This is a genomic window from Polaribacter huanghezhanensis (assembly GCF_030444335.1).
In the GTDB taxonomy this organism is placed as follows: Bacteria; Bacteroidota; Bacteroidia; order Flavobacteriales; family Flavobacteriaceae; genus Polaribacter; species Polaribacter huanghezhanensis.
The window spans coordinates 1877764-1901594 of sequence record NZ_CP128595.1 but is presented as its reverse complement, the minus strand read 5'-3'; the positions used below and the strand labels follow the sequence as shown (position 1 = coordinate 1901594).

31 protein-coding genes are annotated in these 23831 nt (G+C 30.6%); 14 read left to right on the top strand and 17 right to left on the bottom strand.

The annotated features are described in order from the left end of the window. Positions 1 to 37 precede the first annotated feature (37 nt). From KCTC32516_RS09005 to KCTC32516_RS08970, 8 genes are all read left to right on the top strand, one after another. Positions 38 to 520 carry a DUF6452 family protein gene (locus KCTC32516_RS09005; protein WP_301400085.1) on the top strand — a complete coding sequence of 161 codons (483 nt, stop codon included), beginning with the start codon at positions 38 to 40 and terminating at the stop codon, positions 518 to 520. Beyond that, complete coding sequence (locus tag KCTC32516_RS09000) at positions 501 to 1187, top strand: DUF6048 family protein (RefSeq protein ID WP_301400084.1); 687 nt, start codon at positions 501 to 503, stop codon at positions 1185 to 1187. The genes KCTC32516_RS09005 and KCTC32516_RS09000 overlap by 20 nt, the downstream gene beginning before the upstream one ends. Positions 1188 to 1246: 59 nt before the next feature. Next, positions 1247 to 2194 carry an isopenicillin N synthase family dioxygenase gene (locus KCTC32516_RS08995; RefSeq protein ID WP_301400083.1) on the top strand — a complete coding sequence of 316 codons (948 nt, stop codon included), beginning with the start codon at positions 1247 to 1249 and terminating at the stop codon, positions 2192 to 2194. Positions 2195 to 2256: 62 nt separating this feature from the next. Next, a complete protein-coding gene (locus KCTC32516_RS08990) occupies positions 2257 to 2580 on the top strand; it encodes a translation initiation factor (protein ID WP_301400082.1) in 324 nt (107 codons plus the stop codon). A gap of 60 nt (positions 2581 to 2640) precedes the next feature. Further along, complete coding sequence (locus KCTC32516_RS08985) at positions 2641 to 3588, top strand: DUF1835 domain-containing protein (RefSeq protein WP_301400081.1); 948 nt, start codon at positions 2641 to 2643, stop codon at positions 3586 to 3588. Next, positions 3585 to 4451, top strand: a complete 867-nt coding sequence (locus KCTC32516_RS08980; RefSeq protein ID WP_301400080.1) for a nucleoside phosphorylase — start codon at positions 3585 to 3587, stop codon at positions 4449 to 4451. The genes KCTC32516_RS08985 and KCTC32516_RS08980 overlap by 4 nt, the downstream gene beginning before the upstream one ends. Next, positions 4452 to 5312 (top strand): substrate-binding domain-containing protein, encoded by an 861-nt coding sequence (locus KCTC32516_RS08975; RefSeq protein ID WP_301400079.1) that lies wholly within the window; start codon positions 4452 to 4454, stop codon positions 5310 to 5312. A gap of 21 nt (positions 5313 to 5333) precedes the next feature. After that, positions 5334 to 5498 (top strand): hypothetical protein, encoded by a 165-nt coding sequence (locus KCTC32516_RS08970; protein ID WP_301400078.1) that lies wholly within the window; start codon positions 5334 to 5336, stop codon positions 5496 to 5498. A 297-nt stretch (positions 5499 to 5795) separates the two neighbouring features. Here KCTC32516_RS08970 and KCTC32516_RS08965 read toward each other — a convergent pair whose 3' ends face one another. Next, positions 5796 to 6467 (bottom strand): uracil-DNA glycosylase, encoded by a 672-nt coding sequence (locus tag KCTC32516_RS08965; protein ID WP_301400077.1) that lies wholly within the window; start codon positions 6465 to 6467, stop codon positions 5796 to 5798. 100 nt (positions 6468 to 6567) lie between these two features. Between KCTC32516_RS08965 and KCTC32516_RS08960 the strand changes: the two genes are divergently transcribed. Beyond that, positions 6568 to 8802: an endonuclease MutS2 gene (locus KCTC32516_RS08960; protein WP_301400076.1), complete on the top strand. Its 2235-nt coding sequence runs from the start codon at positions 6568 to 6570 to the stop codon at positions 8800 to 8802. A 5-nt stretch (positions 8803 to 8807) separates the two neighbouring features. Here the strand turns inward: KCTC32516_RS08960 and KCTC32516_RS08955 are convergent, their stop codons facing one another. The 13 genes from KCTC32516_RS08955 to KCTC32516_RS08895 form a co-directional block, all read right to left on the bottom strand. Beyond that, positions 8808 to 9155, bottom strand: coding sequence for a hypothetical protein (locus tag KCTC32516_RS08955; RefSeq protein ID WP_301400075.1), 348 nt, complete (start codon positions 9153 to 9155; stop codon positions 8808 to 8810). Positions 9156 to 9160: 5 nt separating this feature from the next. Further along, positions 9161 to 10090 carry a hypothetical protein gene (locus tag KCTC32516_RS08950; protein WP_301400074.1) on the bottom strand — a complete coding sequence of 310 codons (930 nt, stop codon included), beginning with the start codon at positions 10088 to 10090 and terminating at the stop codon, positions 9161 to 9163. 2 nt (positions 10091 to 10092) lie between these two features. Then, positions 10093 to 11337: an MFS transporter gene (locus KCTC32516_RS08945; RefSeq protein WP_301400073.1), complete on the bottom strand. Its 1245-nt coding sequence runs from the start codon at positions 11335 to 11337 to the stop codon at positions 10093 to 10095. Positions 11338 to 11367: 30 nt separating this feature from the next. Continuing rightward, positions 11368 to 11781: a hypothetical protein gene (locus tag KCTC32516_RS08940; protein WP_301400072.1), complete on the bottom strand. Its 414-nt coding sequence runs from the start codon at positions 11779 to 11781 to the stop codon at positions 11368 to 11370. Positions 11782 to 11785: 4 nt separating this feature from the next. After that, on the bottom strand, positions 11786 to 12154 hold the full coding sequence (locus KCTC32516_RS08935) for a DUF6804 family protein (RefSeq protein WP_301400071.1): 369 nt from the start codon (positions 12152 to 12154) through the stop codon (positions 11786 to 11788). Between the two features lie 3 nt (positions 12155 to 12157). Beyond that, positions 12158 to 12535 (bottom strand): DUF4236 domain-containing protein, encoded by a 378-nt coding sequence (locus KCTC32516_RS08930; RefSeq protein ID WP_301400070.1) that lies wholly within the window; start codon positions 12533 to 12535, stop codon positions 12158 to 12160. Between the two features lie 6 nt (positions 12536 to 12541). Next, positions 12542 to 12676 (bottom strand): hypothetical protein, encoded by a 135-nt coding sequence (locus KCTC32516_RS08925; RefSeq protein WP_301400069.1) that lies wholly within the window; start codon positions 12674 to 12676, stop codon positions 12542 to 12544. A 294-nt stretch (positions 12677 to 12970) separates the two neighbouring features. Beyond that, positions 12971 to 13117 (bottom strand): hypothetical protein, encoded by a 147-nt coding sequence (locus KCTC32516_RS08920; RefSeq protein WP_301400068.1) that lies wholly within the window; start codon positions 13115 to 13117, stop codon positions 12971 to 12973. Between the two features lie 23 nt (positions 13118 to 13140). Then, entirely contained in the window at positions 13141 to 13443 is a 303-nt protein-coding gene (locus KCTC32516_RS08915) for an HNH endonuclease signature motif containing protein (RefSeq protein ID WP_301400067.1), read from the bottom strand. 98 nt (positions 13444 to 13541) lie between these two features. Next, a complete protein-coding gene (locus KCTC32516_RS08910; RefSeq protein ID WP_301400066.1) occupies positions 13542 to 14000 on the bottom strand; it encodes a PEGA domain-containing protein in 459 nt (152 codons plus the stop codon). A gap of 343 nt (positions 14001 to 14343) precedes the next feature. Next, positions 14344 to 15009 (bottom strand): response regulator, encoded by a 666-nt coding sequence (locus KCTC32516_RS08905; RefSeq protein ID WP_301400065.1) that lies wholly within the window; start codon positions 15007 to 15009, stop codon positions 14344 to 14346. Between the two features lies 1 nt (position 15010). Further along, positions 15011 to 16630 (bottom strand): tetratricopeptide repeat-containing sensor histidine kinase, encoded by a 1620-nt coding sequence (locus KCTC32516_RS08900; RefSeq protein ID WP_301400064.1) that lies wholly within the window; start codon positions 16628 to 16630, stop codon positions 15011 to 15013. Positions 16631 to 16669: 39 nt separating this feature from the next. Then, entirely contained in the window at positions 16670 to 16852 is a 183-nt protein-coding gene (locus KCTC32516_RS08895) for a hypothetical protein (protein ID WP_301400063.1), read from the bottom strand. A gap of 375 nt (positions 16853 to 17227) precedes the next feature. Between KCTC32516_RS08895 and KCTC32516_RS08890 the strand changes: the two genes are divergently transcribed. The 3 genes from KCTC32516_RS08890 (at position 17228) to KCTC32516_RS08880 (ending at position 20160) form a co-directional block, all read left to right on the top strand. After that, entirely contained in the window at positions 17228 to 17953 is a 726-nt protein-coding gene (locus tag KCTC32516_RS08890; RefSeq protein WP_301400062.1) for a hypothetical protein, read from the top strand. 107 nt (positions 17954 to 18060) lie between these two features. Next, on the top strand, positions 18061 to 19563 hold the full coding sequence (locus tag KCTC32516_RS08885; RefSeq protein WP_301400061.1) for a sodium/proline symporter: 1503 nt from the start codon (positions 18061 to 18063) through the stop codon (positions 19561 to 19563). Positions 19564 to 19713: 150 nt separating this feature from the next. After that, positions 19714 to 20160 (top strand): KTSC domain-containing protein, encoded by a 447-nt coding sequence (locus KCTC32516_RS08880; RefSeq protein ID WP_301400060.1) that lies wholly within the window; start codon positions 19714 to 19716, stop codon positions 20158 to 20160. Positions 20161 to 20199: 39 nt separating this feature from the next. Here the strand turns inward: KCTC32516_RS08880 and KCTC32516_RS08875 are convergent, their stop codons facing one another. The 3 genes from KCTC32516_RS08875 to KCTC32516_RS08865 all read right to left on the bottom strand — a co-directional run bounded on the left by KCTC32516_RS08875 (position 20200) and on the right by KCTC32516_RS08865 (position 22742). Continuing rightward, positions 20200 to 20424, bottom strand: a complete 225-nt coding sequence (locus tag KCTC32516_RS08875) for a DUF8828 family protein (RefSeq protein WP_301400059.1) — start codon at positions 20422 to 20424, stop codon at positions 20200 to 20202. 130 nt (positions 20425 to 20554) lie between these two features. Continuing rightward, complete coding sequence (locus tag KCTC32516_RS08870) at positions 20555 to 21934, bottom strand: MATE family efflux transporter (protein ID WP_301400058.1); 1380 nt, start codon at positions 21932 to 21934, stop codon at positions 20555 to 20557. Between the two features lie 250 nt (positions 21935 to 22184). After that, positions 22185 to 22742, bottom strand: coding sequence for a fasciclin domain-containing protein (locus KCTC32516_RS08865; RefSeq protein ID WP_301400057.1), 558 nt, complete (start codon positions 22740 to 22742; stop codon positions 22185 to 22187). Between the two features lie 191 nt (positions 22743 to 22933). On the opposite strand from KCTC32516_RS08865, the gene tpx reads away from it, so the two are divergent. Both tpx and KCTC32516_RS08855 read left to right on the top strand, forming a co-directional pair. Next, entirely contained in the window at positions 22934 to 23431 is a 498-nt protein-coding gene (gene tpx / locus KCTC32516_RS08860; RefSeq protein ID WP_301400056.1) for a thiol peroxidase, read from the top strand. 3 nt (positions 23432 to 23434) lie between these two features. Next, positions 23435 to 23815 (top strand): diacylglycerol kinase family protein, encoded by a 381-nt coding sequence (locus KCTC32516_RS08855; RefSeq protein WP_301400055.1) that lies wholly within the window; start codon positions 23435 to 23437, stop codon positions 23813 to 23815. Positions 23816 to 23831: the final 16 nt, after the last annotated feature.

Below are 23831 nucleotides of genomic sequence, written 5' to 3'. Positions count from 1 at the left end.
AACGCATAAACGCATAAACGAATACACTCATAATTAAATGAAAAAACCTTTTTTATACATCCTCTTTTTATCCTTGTTGTTTTCCGCTTGCGAAAAAGATGATATTTGTTTATTGCCAACAACTCCAAAATTAGTATTGCGTTTTTACGACGCTGCAAATCCAACGACAGTAAAAAAGGTAGCACGTTTGTCTATTTGGGCCAACGGAAAGGATACGATATTAAATTATAAAAGTGTTGCATTAGATTCTGTTGCAATTCCGTTAAACATCAATTCCACTCAAACTATTTATCATTTTAAAATGAATACAATTGATGGAAATACAGCAAATAATATTACCGATACTTTTACCATCAACTACACAACAACAGAAGAATATGTTTCGCGTTCTTGTGGTTTTAAAACCATTTTTAACAATGTAACAATGACTTCTACTAATAATTGGATTCAGTCTTTTACACCAACTTCTTTAACAACAATTGATACTCAAACCAAAGCACATGTTCAAATATTTCATTAGTTTTTGTTTGATACTTACTTCGCTAAGTAACTTTGCTCAAGAAAAAGAAGTCAACGATTCTATTTCTACTAAAACCGCTTATGGTTTGCGTTTAGGAATTGACATCAGCAAACCAATTATGGGAATGATTGATTCAAATTCTAGTGGATTAGAATTTGTTGCAGATTATAGAATTTCTAAAAATTGGTACATCGCAACTGAATTTGGAACTCAAGAAGAAATTACGGTTGAAGATTACACAAATTCAACCTCAAAAGGTTCGTTTTATAAAATCGGTGTCAATTACAATGCCTATGAAAATTGGCTAGACATGAACAACGAAATCTTTGTGGGATTTAGATATGCAACAAGTGCTTTTGAGCAAACCTTAAACAGTTATAATTCAAATACCGGAAGTGATTATTTTGCTGGAAATACAATTTCAACACCAGTAACCACAAAAGGTTTAAATGCGCATTGGACAGAGTTTGTTATGGGAATTAAAGTAGAAACCTTTAAAAATCTATTTTTAGGGTTTAGTTTTTCGTATAAAATTATGCTGAACCTAAAACACCCAACAAATTTCAAAACACTCTATGTTCCAGGCTTTAACAGAGTTTTTGAAACAGAAACCGGCTTTGGTTTTAATTACACCATTTCTTATACAATTCCATTTATTAACAAGTAATCCTTTGTTTATTCCTTGTTTTTATTAACTTTATCTCCCTTTATTAAAATTTATATAAAATGAATAACATACCTAGTGTTAATTTGTCCGATTTTTTATCGGATGATCCTAAGAAAAAACAACAGTTTATAAAAGAAATTGGACATGCTTACGAAAACATTGGTTTTGTTGCATTAAAAGGTCATTTTTTAGACGATAAATTAGTAGCTGATTTGTACGCTGAAATTAAAAATTTCTTTGATTTATCGGAAGATGTAAAAGAATCGTATGAAATACCAGGAATTGGCGGACAACGAGGTTATGTTTCTTTTGGAAAAGAATCTGCTAAAGGTAAAAAAGAAGGAGATTTAAAAGAGTTTTGGCATTTTGGTCAATATGTAGATAGAGACTCAAAATATGCGGAAGAATATCCAGCAAATGTTGCTGTAAAAGAGTTGCCAAAATTCAATGAAGTTGGTAAACAAGCCTATCAAATGTTAGAAAAAACAGCCAAATTTGTGCTGCGTTCTTTAGCGTTACATTTAGAACTGGAAGAAACTTATTTTGATAAGTACATCAAAAACGGAAATAGTATTTTACGTCCAATTCATTATCCACCAATAAAAACAGAGCCAAAAGGTGCAGAAAGAGCTGCAGCTCATGGCGATATTAATTTGATTACCTTATTAATGGGTGCACAAGGAAAAGGATTGCAAGTACAAAATCACAACGGAGATTGGATTGACGCAATTGCTGAACCAGATGAGTTGATGATTAATGTTGGAGATATGTTGTCGCGTCATTCTAACAACAAACTAAAATCTACCATTCATAGAGTGACAAATCCGCCAAAAGAACTTTGGGGAACATCGCGTTATTCGATTCCGTTTTTTATGCATCCAATTAGCGATATGAAGTTAGACGTGTTAGAAAGTTGTATTGATGCTGAAAACCCAAAACAGTTTGAGAATATTACAGCTGGTGAGTTTTTAGATGAGCGTTTAAGAGAATTAGGACTTAAAAAATAATACAATTATCAATAAACAATTATCAATTGATAATTGTTTATTGATAATTGACAATTGAAAAAATGGATTTAAAAGATCAACTAAAAAACCTATTTCCAGAGCACGTAGAAGTTCCTGAAAAAGTTGAAGAAAAATCAACTATTTGGTTACAAAACGAACCAATAATTTGCAAATATGAAAAACGAAAAGGAAAACCAATCACTATTTTAGAAGGCTATACAGGAGCAACATCAGACTTTAAAATGTTAGCCAAAGAAATTAAAACCAAATTTTCTGTTGGCGGAAGTTTTAAAGATGATAAAATTATTATTCAGGGTGATTTTAGAGACCGAATAATGACCCTGCTAAAAGAAAAAGGATTTAATGTAAAACGCGTTGGTGGTTAACACAAAACGTTAAAGTATAGCAACTAAAAAATAAATAAAACTTAGCTTCGTTTTTTAATTATGAAAACTTCAATTTTACACATCACCAATGGCGATAGCACTACCAATTATTTAAAAAAACTAAACATTCAGGGAGATTTTATTACGTGGAGAGAGATGTTATGTGAAGGAAAAACAAATGTCCACGTTGGTAGTGAACATTTTTGGAAAGCCAGATTCGAATTTCTAAAGCAATCATATAAAGTTACCAAAAAGCAATTTATAGATTTAACACTAAAAGAATATCGGAATTTATGTAATCAAAAATCACAAGAAGAAATTGTGTTGTGGTTCGAGTATGATTTGTTTTGTCAAATAAATATGATTGCTGTGATCAGCTGGTTAAAAAAATACAGAAAGGGAAGAAAAATCTCGTTGGTTTGTAGCGGGAAAGTTAAAGGAAGTAACAAATTACTTGGCTTGTCAGAATTATCTGCAAAGCAACTTAAAGAACATTATAAAAACAAAATAGAATTAACAATTGACGACATTGCATATGCAGATTATGTGTGGCAATTGTACTGTTCTAACGATCCAATAAAATTACAAAACGTTTATCAATATCAACAAAACACCACTTTTACTTATTTAATTGATAGCTTGTTAGCACATTTACAACGTTTTCCTTCAATTTCAAACGGACTCAATAAAATAGAGAATAGCGTTCTAGATATTGCTGTAAACTCTAAATTAAATTCGCAAGAGGAATTAGTCAGTGCAATTTTGCAACAAGAAAATCAATATGGTTTTGGCGATCTTCAATACAGAAAACAAGTAACCGATTTAAAAGATTATTTTTCGTCATTTTCTCCTGTAAAATTAAATAAAACTGGTGTAAAAGTGCAACAGCAAATATTAAATACCTACGCCAATATGCGAGATGATTTTTCGTTTTTAGGTGGCGCAAAAAAATACAATTTCTTATACGATAACTCCACTCAAAAGTTATTAAAAATTACCTCTTTATGATACAAGAATCAGAACTGATTTTAAACTCCGACGGAAGCATTTATCATTTAAATTTACGTCCAGAAAATATTGCCACAGATATTATTTTTGTTGGAGATCAAGATCGCGTAGATAAAATTACAAAACATTTTGATTCTGTAGAATTTACCACTCAAAAACGAGAGTTTAAAACGTCAACTGGTTTGTATAAAGGCAAGCGAATCTCTGTTATTTCAACCGGAATTGGACCAGATAATATTGATATTGTTATCAATGAATTAGACGCTTTGGTAAATATTGATTTAGAAACGAGAACTATAAAACCAACTCACACAGCTTTAAATATTGTAAGAGTTGGTACTTCTGGCTCTTTACAAAACGACATTCCTGTTGATAGCTTTTTAATGAGCACTTTTAGCTTAGATTTAAACGGAATGTTACTTTCTTATCAAGTTGATGAAATTTCTCATCCAGCAATAGAAAATGCTTTTGTGAAACACACCAATTGGAGCGCTAAAAAATGCCATCCAATTATTGTTGAAAATAGTAAAGAATTAGAAGCTAAAATCTCTTCAGAAAAAGTTTTCAAAGGAATGACAGCAACGGCTGGTGGATTTTACGGACCGCAAGGACGTGTGTTGCGTTTGGCGCTACAAGATGCTGATTTAAATTCTAAAATTGATAGTTTTAATTTTAACGGAACACGAGTTACCAATTTAGAAATGGAAACATCTGCAATTTATGGATTGTCTAAATTATTAGGGCATCACGCCTGTTCTATGAATGCAATTATTGCAAACAGAGCAAACGGAACTTTTAGTAAAGATTACGGAAAAGTTGTTGATGATTTAATTCTGTATACCTTGGATAAACTGGCTGAATAAATGATTAACCTTACAATTGGCGGTGTTCCAGAGCATTTTAATTATCCTTGGTACGTAGCGCTAAAAAACAAAGAATTCGCAAAACACAACATCAATTTACGTTGGAAAGATTTTCCTGGTGGAACAGGAGAAATGAATACTGCTCTTCGAAATTCTGAAATAGATATTGCCATTATTTTAACAGAAGGAATCATTAAAGACATTGGCGATGGAAATCCGTCTAAAATTGTACAAACCTATGTTAAAAGTCCGTTAGTTTGGGGAATTCATGTAGCTAACAATTCTTCTTTTCAGTACGTTTCTGATTTAGAACACGCAATTATTGCAATCAGTAGATTTGGTTCTGGTTCGCATTTAATGGCTATTGTAAACGCGTATAATAATGGTTGGGACATCAACAAATTACAGTTTAAAGTGGTTGGTGATTTAGAAGGCGGAATTGAAGCGCTTAAAAATGGAGAAGCAGGTTATTTTATGTGGGAACATTTTACCACAAAACCTTTCGTTGACGATAGCACTTTTCGAAGAATTGGAAACTGCCCTACTCCTTGGCCCTGTTTTGTTATTGCTGTTAGAAATGAAGTGTTAGAGCATCATCCAGAAGAAATAAAAGCGATTTTAAATATCATCAACACCAAAACTGCGACTTTTAAAAATATAGAAAATATTGATATAATTCTGTCTAAACGCTATCAACAAAAGCTAGAAGATGTTCAAAAGTGGTTGTCGATTACAACATGGGAAAGCGAAAATTCAATTTCTAAAGAATTAATTACTGAAATACAAAATAAAATGATAGCATTGAGCGTCATAGACTCGAAGGCAAATGCTCAAAAACTCATTAAAAATATGTACATTTAAACTTTTAAATTTTAGTCCAAAATGAAAAAAGTAGTATTTATTGCAGTTTGTACAGTAGGAATTCTGAGTAGTACTTCATGTAGAAGCACATCTGCTAGCTGTGGCTTAGCAGAAAACACATCAACGAAACAAACTCAACAAAAATTTCAACAAACAACCATTGTAACAAAAGCAACGGTTAAGTAGTTGACTGTCTTATTCAAATTCAATAAATCCGTTTTTATAGCGGGTTTTTGTTTCTAAAAAATGCCACTTATAAGCCTATAAACAAAAAAGACTTGCCTTTTCTGGGAAGTCTTTTTTTAACTAAATTAATTCGAGGATGAATTATTAGACATTTAGGGGATTGTCTATAATTCAAATATACATCTCTTTATCCTAAAATCTATTAACCTATGTTAATAGGTTGATGTTATTTTTATTGGAAAACACAAAAGAACGAGATTATCTAGTGTTTTACACATAAATAATTAGCAAAACAAATTACCATTCAATAATTGATTTTCTTAAGCTTTTTAAGATTTCATTTGTTTTAGAAAAGTGCTTGTTACCAAACCAATAACCACGATTTGCACTTAATGGCGATGGATGACCAGAAGTAAACACATGATGTTTTTTTGTGTCAATATTCTTTCCTTTTTTGTGTGCAAACCCGCCCCAAAGCAAAAAAACAACATTTTCCTTTTCTTCGGATATTCTTGAAATCACAGCGTCTGTAAATGTTTCCCAACCTTGTTTTTGATGACTTCCAGCTTCGTGAGTTCTAACTGTTAATGTAGCATTTAACAACAAAACTCCTTGTGCTGCCCAACGAGATAAATCTCCAGAAATCGGAATTGGAATTGGAATTTGTAAATCTGCTTCTAATTCTTTAAAAATATTTTGTAATGATGGTGGATGTTTTATTCCTTCTTTAACAGAAAAACACAAACCATTTGCTTGTCCGGTTCCGTGATATGGATCTTGACCAATAATTACCACTTTTAAAGCATCAAAAGAACACGCATTAAAAGCTGCAAAAATGTCCTTTTCATCAGGATAACAGGTAGAATTTTGATATTCTGATTTTACAAAACTGGTTAAGCTTTTAAAATACGGTTTCTCAAATTCTGTTTGTAAAATATTTTTCCAAGAATCCGATATGTTTAGATGCATACTTTCTTATTTTTGCTTTCGTTGTTTGTTCATTTAATTAAATGTCATCTCGAGCGGAGTCGAGAGATCTGTAGTATCAGATTCCTCCATTTTAGTCGGAATGACAGCGAAAATCAAAGATAATAGTTTGGCTAAGAATATTTCAGAAAAAACGGTGCAAGATTTAGAGTTCCCTACAGTTTTACAACATGTAGCAGAATATTGTATTTCTGAATTAGGGAAAGCCAATGTTCTAAACATCAAACCTATTGAAGATGCTGAATTATTGCAGCAAGAATTAAATTTAGTAAATGAATATTTATCTTCATTTATTAGTGAGAATAAAGTTCCAAATCATGGATTTGAAGATATTTCTAAAGAAATATTTACGCTAAATATTGAAAATAGTTTTTTAGAAGCAAGTGCTTTTTTAAAAATTGCTACCGTTTCTGAAACGGTAAATGAATTGCTGAAATTCTTTACAAAATTTGAAACTTATTTTACTACCATACAAAGAATTAGCCAAGATATTGAGTACACACCTGTCATTATAAATACCATCAATAAAATTATTACTTCGTATGGAGAAGTTGCCAATACGGCATCGCCACAATTAAAAGAAATTAGAAAAGAAATCGCTAAAATCCGTGGTAAAATTGGTGAGAGTTTCACCAGAGATTTAAGCAAGTATGCAGCAGCTGGATTTCTAGATGATATTAGAGAGTCGGTTGTTGACAATCATAGAGTTTTGGCTGTCATGGCAATGCACAGACGTAAAGTGAAAGGAAATTTTTTAGGATCTTCTAAATCTGGAAACATCGTTTATATTGCACCACAAGCTACTTTAAATTACGACAGAGAATTACAAAATTTAAGCTACGAAGAACAACAAGAGGTTACCAAAATACTAAAAAAATTAGCGGCAGAAATCAAACCTTTTGTTCCGTTGTTACACTTGTATTTACAGTATTTAACACATTTAGATGCCATTGCTGCAAAAGCAATATATGGCAAAAGTTTAGATGCAGTTTTACCAAAAATAACTTCAGAAAAGAAAATTGATTTTAAAAAAGCATACCATCCTATTCTTTGGAAAAAAAATCAAGAGAAAAATATAGAAACCGTTCCGCAGTCTATCATTTTAAATGAAAAACAGCAAATCATTGTTATTTCTGGTCCAAATGCTGGTGGAAAAAGCATCACGCTAAAAACCATTGGTTTGTTACAAGTGATGTTGCAAAGCGGCTTGTTAATTCCGGTTGATGAACGCAGCGAAACTTATATTTTTAATACAATTCTTACAGATATTGGAGACAATCAATCTATAGAAAATCAGTTAAGTACGTATAGTTATCGACTAAAAAACATGCGTAATTTTTTACGAAAATGTAATAAAAACACCTTGTTTTTAATTGATGAATTTGGTACTGGTTCTGATCCTGAATTAGGTGGTGCATTGGCAGAAATTTTCTTGGAAGAATTTTATAGTAAAAAAGCATTCGGAATTATCACCACACATTATTCCAATTTAAAAGTGTTGGCAAACGAATTGGAAAATGTAACGAACGCAAATATGCAGTTTAACGAACGTACTTTAGAACCTTTATATAAACTGTATGTTGGGCAAGCAGGAAGTTCTTTTACGTTTGAAGTTGCACAGAAAAATGGCATTCCGTTTAGTTTAATCAATCAAGCAAAAAAACGTGTAGAAACGGAAAAAATCCGTTTGGATAAAACCATTTCTAAGCTACAAAAAGAACGCAATCGCTTGCAAAAAAATTCAGATAATTTAGAAAAACAAGTTTCTAAAGGAAAAGAACATGTTGATAGTTTGCAAGAAAAAGAACAAAAAGTACAAGATAAACTAGCCGATTTTCAAGAGTTGTATGATAGCAATCAAAAAATGTTAACGATTGGAAGAAAAGTAAACGAGTTGTTAAATCACTATTTACAAACCAATAATAAAAAGCAATTCAATGCCGAACTACAAAAATGGATTGAAACAGAAAAAACAAAACACTTAAAGAGAAATCCGCAAAAAGAAAAGACAAAAGAAGAAAAAAGAAAAGAGAAAAGAGAAGTCTTCAAAAAGAAAGAAGTTGTAAAACAAATTGAAAAAGAAGTCTTGCAAAAAGTAGTTGAAGTACGTAAAGAAAAGAAAATAGAAGCTTCCAAAATTGCCAAAGAAAAAGCTGCTTATATCTTTAAAATTAACGACCGTGTTCGTTTGATTGATGGAAATGCTGTTGGAACAGTTGATAAAATTGAGAAAAACAACATCTTTATCAATTATGGAATTTTTACCACCAAAGCAAAAGTAGAGCAATTAGAATTGGTTGAAAAAGTGAAGAAATAGTTGCCTTAATTATGTTGCCAACATCTTCCTGAAGTATTTTTTGTTCTTCGTTTACATTGTGTTCCTTTTTGTGTTGTAGCTATACATCTTGTTGCTATATTTTTCTTTGTTACCTTTTTAGACACAACCTTTCTTTGTTCTCCTTTTACTTTTGGCACACATACTTTACAAGCTAGGTACCCTTTTGTCTTTGCCTTCTTGATAGTTGTTTTGATGTGTTTCTCTGGCAATAACCGACAGTCTTTTTTATGGTAACTTTTTCCTTGATTTGTAATAAAAACATTGGTTTGTGCTGAGACATTACCTGTGATGATTATTGTTATAAATAGTAATATAATTTTTAGTGATTTCATATCATTTACTTATTGATAAAGTCAAAAATTACTTTTTCTATACTTGAAGGAATATCAGCACTTTTAATCTTATAGTTCTTAATATTCATAGAATCAAACCAATCGCTCCAATACTTTTCTATAATATCTTTTGCGTAAGGGTTTCGTGTATTATGGTTTTCTATTCCGATAACTAGTACTTCAAGGTTCTTTAAATCTTTGCCTACTGGAATAAACCCTAATTTTCTTTTCTCAATTTCTTTTTTCCAAGTACTTTTATTTAGTTTAAGCTTTTTAAGGCTTTTTTGTGTTAAATATGAGGTAAAATTTTCTGATTTCATGACTGTATTATAGTGGTACATATAACCATCTGTTAATACTACAAGAATATTTCTATGACAATCATCCATGCAATAATCTTCTACATGATCTTTAAAAAAACGCCATATATCAGATCCTGGATATCCTTTAGATTTTTTTGCATCTTCTTTTGAAAGTGAGTACAATTGTGATGGGTAATCTGAGTACAATGAAATTCCATCTTCTAAACTTGCTTTTGATGTTTCTCTAGTAAAAGAGAGTTTTAACTTTTTAGCAATTTCATTTACTTTACTGTCTTTAGGTTCAGGATTAAAAAATAATTGCATTTTATCTTCCAACATAATCAGTTTTTTATGTTTTACATGATTAATCAATGCTTTGGACAAACTTGATAAGTAGGCAGAATCTTTGCTTATTATTTTCGGTTGTTCAATTCTATCAGAAAGGTCTAAAAGTATACTGATATTCAAATTTTGATCCTTATTCTCTAAAATGTGTTTTGGGCATTTTGAATTTTGTCCAGATGAACCCTCTTTTACTACTATTTCTTTCTTCTCTTCAGAAGAACAACTTTGTAATAAAAAGGTTAAAAAGAATAACATAATTATTTTAGAAAATTTTTTTTCTTTCTTCATAACTAATGTGTTTTTGTATATAATTTATTCTGATACGTATCCGTATTGATATCTAAATCACTAATGTGCTTATCATATATTTTTCTACATGCCAATAATTGAGCATCTCTTTTTGTTTCATCACCAGTTAATTCAGATCCAATGTACTTTTGCCAACCTTGCAGGTAAACTGTTGACAAAGCTTTGTAGTTCATTACTGGTAAAATAAAACCATCAATGATATTTTGCAATTCACTCACTCTAACTTTAATCGTTGAAATAACCTCTTCTACGGTTAATATATCATCTTTAAGTTTGACTAGTTTCCACTCTTTTTCTACTATTTCTTCTTTTTTCTCTTTGAGGAATTTTTTAATTTTATCTCTATCAGCATTTTCCTTCATGACAAAATCAAAAACCAATCCCCAAACAATATAAGCTACAAATCCAGCAAAAATGATAACCCAGAAACCGACGCTTTGAAATGCCACTGAAACCCCAAATTCCTCACTCTCAAATGTTTTATTTAAATTGTATAATTTCTGATCAATTAGATATGCTAAAATAGCGTCGAACAGAAAAGTAATGATAAATAAGGCTGCAATCTTTAAGGCATTTGCAATGCCTTTTTTTTCTTGAAACATATGAATCAAATAGCCCAATGCAAAAAATATGAAAGGAATGAACAATACAAAACCTAGTTCTAAAAGACTCGCTTCATAAGCTTTTGATAATGCTTGTGGATCAAACATTCCTTGAAACAGACTAATGCCGGGATCAAACTCTCTAAAAAAAGCTGAGAAAGAAGTTGAAATATAAAAAATGAAAATATAAATGGTCAATGGAATTAAAAAACTTAATCCAATCCAAAATTTTGCACTTGCTTTCGTATCTACATTTACATAATCTTCTGGATTTGTTCTTATTTTTCTACAATCTTTCTTTAATTCTTCAATCTCATTATTAGTTTCAACTACCTTCTTTTCTAGCCGAAGAAACTCTTCTTCCTTATTTAACAAAGCTGTTTTTTTTCCTTTTTGTTCGGTTATATAAGGTTGTTTTAATTGATGTTGCTCATTCAAATTTTCTTTACATCTTCTTTCAAAAGACTGATATAAAGCATCTAGCGAAGCGTGCAAGTTTTGCGGATTTCCAGTACATGATTTAGACATGTTATATCCTTGGTCGTGAAAAGAAGGAACTTCAATTTTTTCTTGAGTTTCTAATTCAGAAACTGTTACGTTACCATTTTGACTTTTAGAAGTCAACTCTGCTAATTTTCTTAATATAGTCATCTTCTATTCTTTAAGTTCTTTCAATATAACTTCTCTTGTTTTTCCTTGCTGAGCACTTTTTAATAAGTATTCAGATAACGCATCATTATTTTCATCCTTAAATTCAAACTTTTGAATGTACTTTTTCAAAGCAACTCTCTCGTCATCTGTAATGATTTCATCTGCCCAAATCATTTGAGCAAAATCATACAGATAACTAATCCTGTCTTCTAAATTTATTGGAATATGAATTTCACCAGCATGACCAGTTAAAATTGCATCTAATTCTATTTTTGAGACGCCTCTTTCTTCTGCAAATCTATATAGTAATTGCATTTCTAAATAGTCAAAATTTTCGTCTGATAATGCAATTTGATAGAGCCTTAGAAAATGACTTTTTAATTGAATAGAAATCGTAATATTTTCTTTAGGTATCATAAGGCTAATAGATTTTATCTCTTGAGTATGTTTTATTATTTTTAGTCGTTGTTGATTGTTTTCCCTCCATTTTTGTGCTATTATAAAATGCTGCCAATAAGAATAGTATTCCTGTAATAAGATCTATGGGAATCCAATATAATTTTACATATAAATAAATTGGATATATCGGATTGAATAATACTGCAATTAAACAGAATGTCATTAATATAAATAAGTGCTTGTAATTAGTAATAGCAAATAATAATGCTCCTATAAAAACAATAACTCGTAAAGGCAAATAATATACTATTGGTAAATTCAGTGTGGCAATAAAAAGAGCTAATGCACAAATTACAGACACAGTTCTAAAGATATAAGTAGATTCTTTCATTGCTTAACAATTACATTCGCTCCTTTCAACATAAGTCTTGTTCTTATTACTAGTGTAATAGTAGCAACCACCTTTTGGTCCAGTATATAGTGTTTTACTATTATAAGTCCCACATGCCCATTCATCTTCTTCAGTGTCTGTAGTACATGATATATACGTCATTGTTGTTAACATAAAAAGTCCTACTACAAAAACGAGCATACAACCTCCTTTAGAGAATGATTTTTTATAGGTTAAACCTGGAATTCCAGTTCTAACACTATAACCTTTAGAACTTACTGAACCACTTTTTGATCGATAACTAGGTCTGATACCTGATTTACTAACATTCAATCCGAAACCTTTTCCTAGTTTTACTCTTTTTTGATATCTAAATCCCATGATAAATTATTTTGGTGGATTTCTTTTATGAGGTTTTACAGGAACCGTTTTGGGTCCAGGTTTTGGTTTGTTTGGATTAGGTCTTGGTGTTGGAGAAGGCTTACTTCTGCGATGCGGTTTTACTGGTACTGATTTTGCCATAATGATAATTTTACAAGTTTAGTTACAAACCTATAACCATTACATAATATAGCCTTACGGAAATCCGTAAGGCCTTATTTTAATTTTGAAAATTTCATTTCACTCGTTAGAATCGGTTCGCCATTTCCTGCTTTAAATTGAAAAAGAATTTCTCATTGCTACTTTTTTTAATTTCGAATTTTGCTTGTCCCATATTTTATATTTTTTAGGATTAATAATTATTCAAACTTAAATCCATAACAAAAAAAACCTTACGGAAAAACGCAATGGTGAAAATAATTTTAACTTAACGTATTATTTCTTTCTCAGCTCTTCTAAGGTTTCTTTTTGAATTTTAATAACTTCATTTATTCTAAGCATCCATGCTCCAAACAATCTCATTATTAAAATCACTACCGCGAAAAGAATGAGTGCTATTAGTATTGATGTAAATCCTAACATAATTTTTGTTTTTTAATTAATCACTATTTTGGACAACTCCAATTAAGGCTATCAGATTTTTCTGCATTATTTTCCCATTGTAAAGGTTGTAAATTAGAAATGTGGTCACTGCCTCCATTAGAAACTGGATTTATATGATCTATTTCCCATCCATTATTTGATTTTCTATTTCCATATTCAATCCATTTAATCGGCTTACCACACTTATCCCATCTCCAGGTTTCTGGAGAATAATTTGGAATTATTTTTCCTTTATCCCAAACTGCTAATTTCTCATTTTCGTTCCAACCTCCTCCTGCTCTATTTGTATTCGAACCTCTTGCCATAATTTTTTAAATTTTTAAGATTAATAATACTCCAAACCTAAAACCATTACAAAACAAAACCTTACGGAAATCCGTAAGGCTGCTTTTTACTAAAAAAATTAATTCAACACAACAATAGTCTCGATTATCTTATTTTTTTTATCAATATTAATCTCTTTAATTTTCCCTGCTTTCATAAACTTTATAAAAGCTGTTTTTTTTGAAGGCTCAAGAGTTACTTTTACATATTTAGTATCAACTCTTTTTAATGAGCCAGTTAATGCATCTATACCCCAACCTATTATACTAATGCCATTTATTATACTAACTAGGTTAAACTTACTATCCATAACAACAACTCTTTCTCTATAACCTTCTAGTCTAAAATCTATTCTGTCATCAGCTCTTACTTTAATAGTGGTAGGTGTTTTTCCTTTTTCAAAACCATTTACAAAGACTTTAGCCCCTGATGGATTCGTTTCAAAAAGAACTTTTCTTTTTGAACCAGTAAGAATTGAAGCGCAGCTTGTAGACAATAAAAGAATTCCAGAAAGTGCAAATAGTTTTAAATTATTCATTTTTTAAGTTTTATGATTAAGTACAAACCTAAAACCATTATAAAACAAAACCTTACGGATATCCGTAAGGTCTTTTTCTTTTTCAATAATAAGTTCAACTAGTCTTTACAACCATATTTTTCACAAGTAATTTTCCCACTAGTATTCTCCCAATGACTTGAATGCTTATTAGTATTAGTACCGCAACCTGTTGTTCCTCCTTTTACTCCTTTGTGAATTTCATTTGTTGGTATGTGTTTAACCGCCATAATTTTAAATTTTAAGGTTAATAATACCTCAAAATTAAAACTTGCCTTATTGGTTTCCTTACGGAAAACCGCATTCGATAAAAATAAATTGAAAATTAAATTAGTTTGGCATCTTTCATTAGTGTCACTAAATGTATAGAGTTGTTGGCGCTAAACTGATCTTTAAGTTTGTTCAGTCTCTTTTCTATTGTACTAACACTAGAGGGGGAAATATTATTTGCTTTAAAGTACTCACTAATTTCATCTTGTAATAATCCAAGTGATAATTGCTTAACCAACTCAATATCATAATCCGTAATTTCTATATCTTCTTTTTGCTGTAATGCTCTTTCAACTTGTCTAGATAAAAAGAGGTTTCCATTATATACTGCCTGTATTGCTTTTTCTAATTCTTTATTACTCTCTCTTCCTTTACAAACAAATCCGTTAGCTCCACACTTTTGAATTAATGCTCTGACAATTTGAAAATGGTCTTCTTGTGAATACACAATAATAGAAACACGATCATTCTCTAAGCGAATTTTTTTAACCAATTCTTCTCCAGAAGTTATCTCTCTTTCTCTATGATCTTTATTAAAAGATAAATCTGTAATAATTAAATCAAAAGGTTGCTTGTCAAACTCAGCTCTTTTCACTTTTAAATAGGCATCATCACAATACAGTGCTTTGTGGATATTATTAATTCCTAAAGCAGCAAGGGTAAGGCTAACACCATCATTGGTTAGAGCATGGTCATCTACAATTAAAACTTTTTGAAACATATTATACAATTATTTTTACTTGGAAACCTTTGTTGATTTCTGATTCAAAAGTAATTGTTGCACCAATATCTTTGATACGGTTTTCCACATTTTGTAAACCATTGCTTTTTTTCAAATCACAACCAACACCATTATCTACATACTGAATTGCTATTTTCCGTTGCTCATTTTCAAATTTGATTGTGACAATAGAAGCTTTACTATGCTTACGCATATTTGTCATTAATTCTTGCAATACTCTGTATATAGTTTCCTTCTTCAACAAAGACAAATTATCCCAAGGCATTTGAGAAACATTTCTTGTAAATATATTTACAGTATTTATTTTATAATTCAGAACTAAATCTTTTAAATCTTGATCAAAATTTTCAGAAATAGCCAATACTGCATTTGTTTTAGAAATATCTCTTGTTTTAAGATAAGCTTTCTCCAAATCGTCAATCAATTCAATATCTGGATTTGGTTTGTTTTGTTGTTTAGACATTAAGTGAAACAATCCGTTTCCTACATCGTCATGCAGTTTTTTGGAAAACTGACGCTCAGCATCAAAACGTTCTTTCAGTTTTGCTTTTTTATGGCGGGATTTGAGGATAAAGAATATAAAAAATGAGCTTAACAATACTAATACTCCAAAAAATTGATAGATGATTCTTTCAGATTTTTCTTTTTTTGTTTTTTTCTGCTCACTAGTGATATTATACTTTACAGCAACGTACTTGTTTTCATTATTAGACTTAATTGAATCAATCTCTTTAATAACCTTTACATATTCTTTAGAGTAATTTCCTTGCTCCAAATTAATAAGTTTTTCTAAAGCATCCTTTTTATAAGGAAGACTATTAAACTCCTTAGCTTCTTCATATCCTTTTTTTGCATAAAAAAATGTTTTTTTAAACTCCTTTTTACTTCCATAGTAATTAGTTAAATTTTTATAACTAGAATAAATATCATAGTCATTATTATTTATTCTTATGCTTAATGCTTTTAACATATTTACTAATGCTTCGGGGTTATTAAATTTGGACTGAACAAGCCCTAAATTATCCAATGACCTAGCAATAACTGAACTATCTCCTGTTTCTAAACTAATTGAATATGATTTTTCAAGTTCTAATCTAGCTGACTTAATATTATTTAAATAATAATATGCATTTCCAATATTATTATGCAAAGTAGCCATCCCGGATTTACTTTTAGTCAATTTTATTGCTTTTCTATAATATTCTATTGCTTCATTATAAGCTCTTAAATTTCTTTTAATAATCCCTAATTTATTCAATAAACCAATTCTAAGTTGATTATTATAATCTGTTTTTATTTGAGTATCTAGGAGTTTCAAACCTTCAACGGCTGAGTTTTCGCTATAATAATAAGCTCCCAATTTGTATTCTATACTTGCTAAATACCAAAGATCATTTACAGCTCTTGAGATATCTTTATTAGATAAATTGATTTCTTTATCTTTTATAAAAAAGATATATGATTTTGCTAAATCATCTGTGTTATTAGGATTTACAACAAGCCTAGAATAATAGTTTAAACTATCAATACCATGTTGTGAAAATATATCATTAGTAAATAAAACTAATGCATATAAAAAGAGGAATGCAATTTTTTTCAATTTCATTCCTCTAAAGTACTAACTATTTATGAGAATATATTATCCTCCTGTTCCTCCACCTGTCGGTGGTGGTGGCGGTGGTGGTGGAATCTCTCCTTCACCACAACAATCTTGTGTTTCTACTTGTTGTTGCTGGAATTCATCCTCGTCATCTAAAGATGTACATGAAAATAATCCTAAATTGAGGAAAACCGTAAGTATTATTAAAAATATTCGTTTCATTTTGCTTTAAATTTTAGCATGAGTTGTCTCGTTCGAGATTTTCTCGAATTTGTTATTATTGCAGGGCAAACCCATAAAATTTTAAAGAGAGGCCTCTCTTTTTGGGAAGTTAGAGAGCAGTTGTAAAATCATATAAAACTTCCCTTAGTTATACAGTTTTACAAAACTACTCTCGGCAGAATTTATCGACTCTGTATGTCTGATTTTAAGTACGTTATCGATTAATTCTGACACAAAAGAATACAGAATCTGAAATAATACTTGGAAATAGAACGGAAGCTTTTTGGAAGCTTTAAGGAAAGTAGATTTCCAATTGATTTCCAAATGCATTCCACTAAATAGTTATATATTTAATGCACCAACAATCAAACTTAAATGCATAAAAAACTAATCCTTTTAGCCTATAAAAAAGCAAAAGAAACTCGTAAAAAACTTGGAGACAACAAGCCATCAACAGTAAGTTTATCTGAAGATATTTCTGACTATATAGATGAATTGACTACTTTAAAACTCAATGAGAAAACTTATAGAGTTTATCATTCTGAAGCAAAAAAAATTATTGATGATGAAATTGATATAAATATTAGTCAACTTAGAGTGGTCTATGGATTATGTAAATATTTAGGATTTAAAGATTATGAAGATTTTATTGCTAGTTTAAATGAAAATCCAGTTCCCCAAACTGGGGAAAGAGAAAGCAAAAAGAAATCAATTAGTTTTTGGGTAAAGAAGAACAAAATTGTGATTGTTTTTAGTTTACTGGTAGTTATTTTTTTCTTAACAAAAATATCAATTGATAAGCAACGCTGGATGGTTTGGGAAAAAGATCATTATGTTGAAGTCAAGTTTGATTTAGAAAAATATAATCTAGATCAATTAAAAATTTACAAAAAAGAACGAATTTTAAAATTTAAGAAAATTAACGCTCCAGACTGCAACACAAAACTATTTAATGCGAAAGGAGAAGCCATTGTTTGGTACTGGAAAAAAAATAATAATGAAATAGAATTGTATACGAGTTTTGGTCTACATCCAACTACTGGAAAAACATTGAAGCCAATAAGTGGTTATATGGTTAGCAAATATATTTGTAGTGATTAATATAAATGCTTAACACAGCTTCTAAAGAGTTTACATACCTAACTAATCCTATAATCCCCTTCTATTAGAAAAATTGTAACTTCAACGATTCAATTAAAAAAAACTCTATGATTACAAAACTTATCGTCCTAGCAATTTATGTTTCTATTTTATTCTTCATCGGAATTTTAGCTTCGAGGAGAGTTAAAAGCATGAGTGATTATTATGTGGGCGGAAAAAAAATGGGGTTTTGGGCAATTGCATTTTCTGCAAGAGCAACTGGAGAATCTGGTTGGCTTTTAATCGGTTTAACAGGGATGGGCGCAATGGCTGGTTATTCTGGTTATTGGGTGGTATTTGGAGAATTACTCGGCGTTTTTATTTCTTGGCAATTTATGGCAAAACGCTTTAAAAGACGCTCTGACAAATTTAAAGCAATCACAATTCCAGATTATTTACAAAGTCACTTTAAATCATCTACAAATACATTGCGAATTATTTCGGCTTCTGCATTGGTCATTTTTGTCGTTATTTATGTGGCATCACAAATGGATGTAACCGGAATTGCATTTGAATCGATGCTTAATATTGATTATCGAATTGGCGCACTAATTGGCTTTTGCATTGTTTTAGTTTATATTTTTATTGGAGGGTTCGTAGCTGCAGTTTGGTCTGATATGTTTCAAGGAATTTTAATGTTTTTTGGATTGGTTTTACTGCCAATTGTTGTGTGGTTTTCTATGGATCATGGAGCAGGAATTACTCTTGGATTGAACGCAATTGATCCAACGTTAACACAAATAATGGGAAGAAGCGACGATTGGTTGATGAACCTTTTTACCATTCTTGGTTTCTCAATGATTGGTTTGGGTTTTTTAGGATCACCACAAGTATATGTTCGTTTTATGTCGATTAAAAGCGAAAATGAAATTGATAAAGGGAAATGGGTTGCACTACTTTTTACGCTGTTGACAGATGCAGCAGCAGTAACCATTGGAATTTTAGCACGAATTTATTTTACATCAGAAGGGCAAGATCCGGAAGCAATTTTAGGAAACGGTGGCGAAAATGTTTTAAGCATGATTACCAACGAATTTTTACCAACAATTCTGGTAGCAATCTTTATTGCCATTGTACTTTCTGCAATTATGTCTACCATTGATTCTTTGTTAATTCTTGCTTCTAGTGCAATTACACGTGATTTTTATCAGAAAATATTGAGACCCGATTTAAAAGATGAAGACTTGACAAAGTTTTCGAGATTCGTAACAGTTGCCATGGCATTAGCGGCACTTGGAATTGCCATTCTTTTATACAATTTGTATCCTGATCGACAGGTTTTTTGGATTATGATTTTTGGTTGGTCTGGAATCGCAGCTACTTTTTGTCCTGTAATTATCCTTTCTCTTTTTTGGAAAGGCTATTCTGAAAAAGGAGCGATTGCATCTATGATTACTGGTTTTTTATCTGTAATCATATTCAAGTTTGTGATTTCAAATCTTGAAAGTGTTGGTGCGTATTTTGTAGAATTAGATGTGCTTGCGCCTTCTTTTGCCTTGGCGATGTTGGTTGGATTTATTGTTTCAAAACTATTTCCGCCTAAAAACAATACAAAAGAAGTTTCACTATAACAAACATCTTTACAGCAATAAAACAGCGGGAAATACTTTCTTAAAAATCACTATTTTACCTTCAAAAAAGTGCATATAAAAAAGGCAGAATAATTCGCTTTTAATCCATTAAATATCAATAGTTTTGCACTCCAATTTGAAAACACGAAAATGAAAAGAATCAGCCAATATAAAAAGTTATTTAATGTTGAAGGAACTGTCGATTTAAAAGAGCTAAAAACTACCTACAGAAATTTGGTAAAACAATGGCATCCCGATAAATTTTTAGAAGAAGACAAAAAAGAAATTGCAGAAATAGAAAGTACTAAAATTATTGATGGCTATCATTTTTTAGTGAGCATTGCTCCAGAAACGAAAGCTGCAAATTTAGAAGATTACAAAACTACTATTACAGAATTTCAAGTAGCAGATTGGCATCATAAAAGCATGTTGTTAGAAGTTACTTTTACGGATGGAAACACCTACGAATACTTTGGTGTGAGTCGTATTCTTTTTGGAAAGTTTGTAAATGCAAAATCTATGAATAACTTCGGAAAAAGAAATATTTTCAATTCTTTTATTTACAGAAAATCAAAGAAAGCAGCTGTAATGGCTTAAATATATAATTTGGTGGATTTTTTCTAAAAATTCACCAGATTATTCAAATTGCTTCATTTCTGTATCGTAAAATTCGCCAGCTTTATCCATTAAATCTGCTAATTCAGTAGCAATATCTTCTTCGTTTTCTCCAGACAAATCTTCAAACCATTCTACATCGTCGTCTTTTAAATTGATTAAAAAACGAGGATATTCTGTGTGTAATACAAAAATATCATCTGGGAAATTGCTGTTGTCTGCTAATAAAAATTTTGGTAACTCCATGTTTTCTTTTTTTCTTTTATGTTGTACTGTCAGTTCGAGTGATTTTCTGTCAATTCGAGCGAAGTCGAGAATAAGAAAATTGTATCAAGAACTGCTAACCTAGAACCTCTCGACTTCGCTCAAAGAGACATTAGTTTTCTTTCTCTCTAATAAGTTTTAAAGTTAAATAATTAAAACGAATATATAATAAAATGGCTGCGGTTGATAATCCGGCTAATAAACCAAGCCAAATTCCGAAACTGCCTAAATGTTCTTCTTTTCCGAAATAATAACTTACCGGAAAGCCAATTAACCAGTACGAAATAAAGGTAAGAATTGTCGGGATCTTTACATCTTGTAAACCACGCAAAGCACCTAAAACTACTACTTGAATTCCATCTGAAATTTGAAAAATTGCTGCTGCAATTAACAGTTGTGATGCTATAGAAACAACTTCCATATTATCAACAAAATTAACAGAGTCATCAAAATCTACGTAAATTCTTGGTAAATATTGGTGGAATAAAAAGAAGATAATCGCAAAGAAAACAGATAATAAAATTGCCATAAAAAAGATAGAAAATGCGATTCTTCTAAGTTCTTTATAATTGTGTAATCCTTTTTGATTTCCTACTCTAATCATTGATGCAACACTTAATCCCATGGCAACCATAAAAGTCATTGAAGATAAATTTAATGCGATTTGATTTGCTGCTTGTGGATTTTTCCCCAACAAACCACTCAACCAAATTGCTGCTGTAAAAATAGCCACTTCAAAAAACATTTGCATTGCACTTGGTGCTCCTAAATTAATGAGTTTCCGAATCATCAATTTATCAAGCATAAAGAATTTTAGATTGGCAATCAAGCGTTTTGAACGTTCTTTTTTTGACAATAACCACCATAAATAGACAACCATTACTGCACGAGAAAGCAATGTTCCGTAAGCTGCACCAACCATTCCCATTTCAGGAAAACCAAACTTTCCAAAAATCAATAAATAGTTTAACAAAACATTTAAAACATTGGCAAGTAATGTAGCATACATAGGATATTTAGTCATGGATAGTCCATCACTAAATTGTTTTAATGCTTGAAAAATAACTAACGGAATTAACGAAAAAGCCACCAAATCTAAATACGGAATTGCCAACTCAACCACTTCTGTTGGCTGTTTCATTAAATACATTAATGGTTTTGCAAAAAACACCAATAAGAACAATGCAATTCCTAAAACAGTACATAAAAACAATCCGTGTTTAAAAGTAGATTTTGCTTTATCAAAATTATTTGCCGAATCGGCTTCTGCAATTAAAGGAGTTATTGCTGTAGAAAATCCAATTCCTAAAGACATGGCAATAAACATGAAACTGTTTCCTAAAGAAACCGCTGCTAATTCTGCTGTTCCTAATTGCCCAACCATTATATTATCTACAAAACTCACAAAAGTATGCCCCAACATCCCTAACATTACAGGTGCTGCAAGTTTCCAATTGTATTTAAATTCTGATGTGTATAAAGATAAGTTCACGCTAAAATTCACTATTTTCAGAATGCGAAAATACAAATTTGAAGTTCTACATCGAGATATTTTAATTTAAAAAACACGTAAAATACCCTATTGAAATGTTACATAACACTTTATAATTTTAATGATCATTTATAACTACTAAAATTGGTATTATATAAAAAAGTTAAACAAAAAAAACTGCTTTTAAAAAAGCAGCTTTTTTCTGTAACGCTATTTAGCGTGTTACATATTCAAATAATTACAACATTGATTACTTTGGTAATAAAACAGCGTCAATTACGTGGATAACTCCATTAGACTGATTTACATCTGCAATAGTAACTTTAGCTTTTCTACCATTTTCATCAGAGATATAAACATTTTCCCCTTTCATCCAAGCAGTAATTTCACCACCACTAACTGTTTTAATAACTGCTTTACCGTTATGTTTTTTTATTATTTTTATAATATCTTTTGCATTCCATTTCCCTGCAACAACATGATACTTTAAAATTGATTGTAACTTCATCTTATTTTCTGGTTTTAATAAAGTCTCTACTGTACCTTTTGGCAACATACTAAAAGCTTTATTTGTTGGTGCAAAAACCGTAAAAGGTCCATCGCTAGATAAAACGCCCACTAAATCAGCAGCTTTTACTGCAGCAACTAGTGTTGTGTGATCTTTAGAATTCACAGCATTCTCAATAATGTTTTTAGTTGGATACATTTCTGCACCGCCAACCATTTTGGTTTTTTGAGCAAAAATAGTTTGCCCTAGTAATAATGTAAAAATGAATACGGAAGCTTTAAAATAATTTGAATTTTTCATAATAAATAAATTAATTGATTAATAATATTGTTTCAACCATACTTACGCAATTAATTAAGTTGCGGTTTTTTTTATCATAAAAAATTTATTAATCCTAGAATATGATCAAATAATTATTAGGTTTTAAAGATTTATAACTACCCAAAATAATTTAATTATTCTTATTTTTGAAATTCTAAAAAAACACTAAAATGGCAAATATCACTTTAAAAGGAAATGCAATAAACACCATCGGAGATTTACCAAAAGTAGGAGAAAAAGCTCCAAACTTCAATTTAACAACAGTCGATTTATCTTCTAAAAAATTATCAGATTTTTCTGGAAAAAAAGTAATTTTAAACATTTTTCCGAGTATTGACACCGGAACTTGCGCTGCATCAGTTAGAGAATTTAATAAAAAAGCAGCCAATTTAGAAAACACTATTGTTGCTTGTATTTCTAGAGATTTACCTTTTGCCCAGGCTCGTTTTTGTGGTGCAGAAGGCATTGAAAATGTGATTATGTTATCAGATTTTGCTACTGGAAAATTCGGAAAAGATTATCAATTAGAAATTACAAATGGTCCTTTAGCAAATCTAAATTCAAGAGCAATTGTTATTGTTTATGAAAACGGAAATGTAATTTATACAGAACAAGTTTCAGAAATTGTTGACGAGCCAAATTATGAAGCCGCATTAAAATCAATCTAGAACATGAAAAATCCAAATGATGGTTTTTTAAAAGGGAGACTACGAAGCATGAGGTTTGCTTTAAAAGGAATGTGGTTATTAATAACAACAGAAGATAGTATAAAAGCACAGTTTTTTATAGGTCTTATTTCATTCTTTATTGGTTTTTATTTTGATATTTCTGCAACAGAATGGATGTTGCAATTAATCGTAATCGCTTTAGTTTTAGTTGCAGAAGCATGTAATACTGCAATAGAAAAAATGGCTGATTTTGTGCATCCAGAATTTCATAAAAAAATAGGATTCATTAAAGACATTGCTGCTGGAGCACCAAGTTTTGCAGCCATATTTGCGCTAATTGTTGTCGGAATTATATACATTCCTAAAATACTAGAGTTATTCTAAGCAAATACTTATATTT